The sequence below is a fragment of the Moorena sp. SIO4E2 genome (assembly GCF_010671945.1).
Taxonomy (GTDB): Bacteria; Cyanobacteriota; Cyanobacteriia; order Cyanobacteriales; family Coleofasciculaceae; genus Moorena; species Moorena producens.
The window spans coordinates 1-4,240 of the sequence record NZ_JAAHIE010000582.1; the positions used below are offsets into that span (position 1 = coordinate 1).

4 protein-coding genes and 1 pseudogene are annotated in these 4,240 nt (G+C 41.5%); 3 read left to right on the forward strand and 2 right to left on the reverse strand.

The window, feature by feature from the left end; all coding sequences use genetic code 11:
• Positions 1-877 precede the first annotated feature (877 nt).
• Positions 878-1,694, reverse strand: a protein-coding gene (locus F6K37_RS33435) for an IS5 family transposase (protein WP_502887796.1) whose coding sequence is annotated in 2 segments (ribosomal slippage) — positions 878-1,126 and positions 1,128-1,694 — 816 coding nt in all. Because the reading frame shifts where the segments join, the coding sequence is not laid out codon by codon here.
• Positions 1,695-1,767: 73 nt separating this feature from the next.
• On the opposite strand from F6K37_RS33435, the pseudogene F6K37_RS33440 reads away from it, so the two are divergent.
• Positions 1,768-2,361, forward strand: a pseudogene (locus F6K37_RS33440) (nuclease/transposase family protein); the annotation flags it as partial.
• 70 nt (positions 2,362-2,431) lie between these two features.
• Here F6K37_RS33440 and tnpA read toward each other — a convergent pair.
• The gene (gene tnpA, locus F6K37_RS33445) at positions 2,432-2,833 is read right to left on the reverse strand and encodes an IS200/IS605 family transposase (RefSeq protein ID WP_137985980.1); all 402 of its coding nucleotides are present in this window, start codon (positions 2,831-2,833) and stop codon (positions 2,432-2,434) included.
• A 151-nt stretch (positions 2,834-2,984) separates the two neighbouring features.
• Here tnpA and F6K37_RS33450 point away from each other — a divergent pair, with 151 nt between their 5' ends.
• Positions 2,985-3,434 (forward strand): hypothetical protein, encoded by a 450-nt coding sequence (locus F6K37_RS33450; RefSeq protein WP_287255010.1) that lies wholly within the window; start codon positions 2,985-2,987, stop codon positions 3,432-3,434.
• A complete protein-coding gene (locus F6K37_RS33455) occupies positions 3,434-4,129 on the forward strand; it encodes a transposase (RefSeq protein WP_287255012.1) in 696 nt (231 codons plus the stop codon). The genes F6K37_RS33450 and F6K37_RS33455 overlap by 1 nt, the downstream gene beginning before the upstream one ends.
• Positions 4,130-4,240: the final 111 nt, after the last annotated feature.

The window sequence follows — 4,240 nt, forward strand, 5'->3', positions numbered from 1 at the left end:
ACCTATAGCTATATAAAACCTAAGTACTCTGACATCTAGGAGTACTCACTAGCAGTAATCCATTGATTAAGGTACTTTCGTCCTAGGTTTTAGGGAGTAGGGAGTAGAGAGTAGGGAAAAAATGCTTAAGATCTCATTACTAACAGAAACGCTATTAATTTTTTTAAAACTGTGTTAAGAAACTTCAAGTTGCTCAAACCGTTGCTGTTCCCTATTCCGAGACCCAAAGTTTCCAACTCTTAACAGTCCACTTTACTTGTCTGGGAGGCGTAACTATTAGGCCATTGGTGACAAGTTAAACAAAAATGCCGTATGTCAAGTCTTGATTAATAAATATTTATAAAACTTTCAATTGCTTTGTGTAATTAGGATAGGGGTATTTAGCTCCATGGCGTAAGTATGAAGAACAGTTTTTGCCCTAGGTATTGATAATAATGGGTACGCTAGTCATTCCTCATGGGTACACGCCCGTCCCCGGGCAGTAGCGGATCGCCTCTGACCAAAAATTTTGGGTCTCAAGCCCCGTCCTTCGCTGGATAGAAACCTTAGATAGGGTCGCCTTATTCAATAAGTTTTAACCCTTTTCCCCATAGCCTGCCTCGGAAGTTACCGTAAGAATGAAGGAGCCTTATTACAAGAGACTTAACCCTTCTATGCATAGCCAGTTACCCATAAAGGCTCCTTCATTCTAAGGTTTCGTCTTTAACCATAAAGGCGACCCTATCTTACGGTAACTTGGCCTATGGCCACGCTTGGCCTATGGCCACGCCAAAGGCGAACGCGAACAACGGACGGCTTTCTCTTTTTGTGTTCTACTTTACGCAGAGTTGTCCCACGTCAACAATGAAGGTCTTAGAGCTGATTTGTAAACAAAAAATTAAGACGCTAATCTTCTTGTCATCAAACGAATTAATGAACCATAAATCATTCCTGTACTCATCTGTGTATATAGCTCATAGTCTTTACTCAACCGTCTAAATCGATTTAACCAGCCAAATGTTCTTTCTACAATCCATCGCAACGGTCGTATTTCAAACTCTTTTGATTTTCTTTCTATTACTTCGACTCGAACCGAATCACCACATACTTGTTTTACTGCTTTAGCAAAATTCTTTCCTGAATAACCGCATAGCCACCCAGAGCACTTCTAATAACTTCAGTTTTTCCAGTTCTTCAGACAAAACGACTACTGCTCCGAGCCTTTCAGAACCATTGGCTGACCTTACTAATACCCCAATGAGTAATCGAAGAGAATCGACTACTATGTGACGTTTACGGCCTTTAACTTTTTTACCACCATCATGCGCCGCAGACTGCCCCCTTTTTTCAGTCGTCTTGACTGATTGAGAGTCCGCTATCCCAACGGTTGATTGTAATTCTCTGCCTTGACCAAGTCTGATTTGTGAGCGTAACTGGTCATGAAGAAGCTGCCATATTCGGAGTCGCTGCCACTTCTGGAAATAACCATATACAGTGGTATAGGGAGGTAAGTCATGAGGCAACATTTCCCACTGACAACCTGTCCTTTGAACATAAAAAATACCATTGAGGATTTCTCTTAAATCAACTGTTCTGGGATGTCCAAAGCCTTTCGGTTCAGGTAGTAAGGGTTTCAAAACCTCCCATTCTGTATCACTTAAATCACTCGGATAGGGCTTTCTCGTCGGTGCGGCAATTTGAGGCAGACGTGTCATGGAGCGAAATTCATTCAACATCAGCAACGGTTATAGGTTAACATCTACTGATCTTAATTTTTTCTCTCTTTAGATTTTCTTTACGAATCAGCTCTTAGAGTTCAAGGTCAAGGGAAAGAAAGCTCAATATGCCGCGATTGATGAGGCGATCCGCACCGGTCAATTTGTCCGCAATAAGTGCCTCCGCTACTGGATGGACAATAAAAGTGTAGGACAAAAAGAGCTGTATCGTCATAATACTTGCCTTAGAGCTGAGTATCCCTTTGTAAAAGACTTGAACTCTCACGCATGTCAAGCTTCGGTCGAAAGAGCTTATAGCTCAATCGCTAGATTTTACGATAAATGCAAAAAGAAAGCCCCCGGTAAAAAGGGATATCCCAAGTTCAAAAATTTCTCCCGATTCGGCGTAGCCGACGCTGCGCGAACAGTTGAATACAAGACATCAGGGTGGAAATTATCAGGGGATGCTAAGTCGATAAACTTCTTAGACAAGAAAGGTATCGGGAAACTGAAACTGAAAGGGACTTGGGAGTTGTGGCGTTACGATTCGGCAAAGCCGACGCTACGGAAAAGCTAACCCGCGCGGGTTAGATTGGTTCGCCGTGCAGATGGCTATTATGTTCAGTTGTGTATAAAGGAATCTCTAGAACCTTCTCATAAAAATCTAGATAGCAGGAAACCCCGTGTCTTTAGACCGGGGAGGAATGCTCACAGTGGCTAAAGCCACCTAAGAGAAACTATCCATGATGAGGATCATTAATGTATCTTTGGATAGTTTCAATGCTAACCTTACCTGCCGTTGAGAAGAAATAACTGTTAGTCCAAAGAGATGGAAGTTTCTTTAGATCAGGAAACTCTTTTCTTAGGTAGTTGGCGCTTCTCCCTTTGAAAGCCCTTACGACTTGATAGATCGCATCTGTGGGATTGATTTCGACGAATAAATGGATCTGGTCTGGTGCTACTTCAAGAGCTTTGATATTCCAATTTTTATCTAGAGCTATCTCAGCGAATATTTCGTAAATTCTATCTCGAATTTTACCCACAAGTACTTTTTTGCGCCTTTTCGGTATCCACACAAGGTGAACAGTACAAATACCCACTGCGTGATTGTAATGCCTATATCCAAAACTATTCTTGATCAATTTATTTTCCTTCCGGAATTGCTGTTGTTATTAATGTAGTTTTTTATAAAAATAACGACAACTTAATATGAGTTCGATAATGGCTAAAACCAATAAACAGATAGGGGTGCAGCAAATATTGTTGCACCTAGATCAAGAGACAGAAGCGATGGTTGAGTATCTTTGCCGCCAATCAGGCAAGCTCTACAATATGGGGGTTTACTCTGCCCGGCAAATCTTCTTTAAGACAGGCCGATTGCTGACAGGTAAATTCGACTTGATATACGAAGAAAGCATAGGAAAAAGCTTGATAGCTAAGTCGCTTCCTTCAACACCAGCACAACAAACGTTATTAAGCGTAACTGAAAGCTTTAAAGGCTACAATAAACTAAGAGATATTTGGTTCAATGGGCAATTACAAAGCAAGCCAAAACCTCCTGGATATCTCAAAGGAGCGAAACTGTTCAAGGTAAGTTACCCTAACTCGGGCGGCCAGAAGCCCAAGGTTATAAATGGTAATCTCAGATTTGCCCTTGGGCTGACTGTAAAAAGGTGGTTTGACATTAAATATTTTGAAATTCCTTTCCCTACTAACCTAGAGGGTATAAAAATAAAGTAATGGACTATTTTGCCCAAAAATGGAGCTTTCTACTTAGAGATTTCCTTCTTGAATGGGACAAAGGCACGCAATTAAACAAGAAAGAAGCCCTTTCTATAGATTTCGGAACCGCTGACAATTTAGCAGCCTGTGTTGATACACTAGGGAATTCTTTTCTCGTTGACTCCCGAGCCATTAAGGCTTACAACCAGCTTTGGAATAAGCAAGTATCGACAAGAAAAGAAGGAAAGTCCCAGGACTATTGGGATGAATGGCTTGATCGAGTTACCCGTAAACGGAATCACAGAATTAGAGACGGGATAAACAAGGCAGCTAAACTTATCGTCGATCACTGCTTAAAAAATTCCATTGGCACAATTGTAGTGGGCTGGAATGAAGGCTTTAAAAGTAGGGCAAAAATGGGGAGAATAAACAATCAAAAGTTTGTTCAAATTCCTCTTGGAAAGCTCAAAGATAGACTTGAGCAACTATGCCAGATCCATCCCATTCAATTAGAGATAACAGAAGAAGCATACACCAGTAAGGCTAGCTATCTCGACGGAGACTCCCTGCCTGAGTTTGGACAAAAACCGAACGGGTGGAAAGCGTCAGGAAAGCGTCTTAAACGTGGTCTTTACAAAAGTGGTGATGGTTCAATTGTAAATGCCGATTTAAACGGTAGTGCAAACATTCTTAGAAAGTGCGGCTCGTTCTAACTAAGAGCCTCTAGTTTCTAGAGGGGTAAGAGTTAGGAGAATCGCGAGGAAACACCCTCAAAGATTCTTAACTGTCTTTCGGATGGTGGTGAAAACCCACCCCTTGAAGAG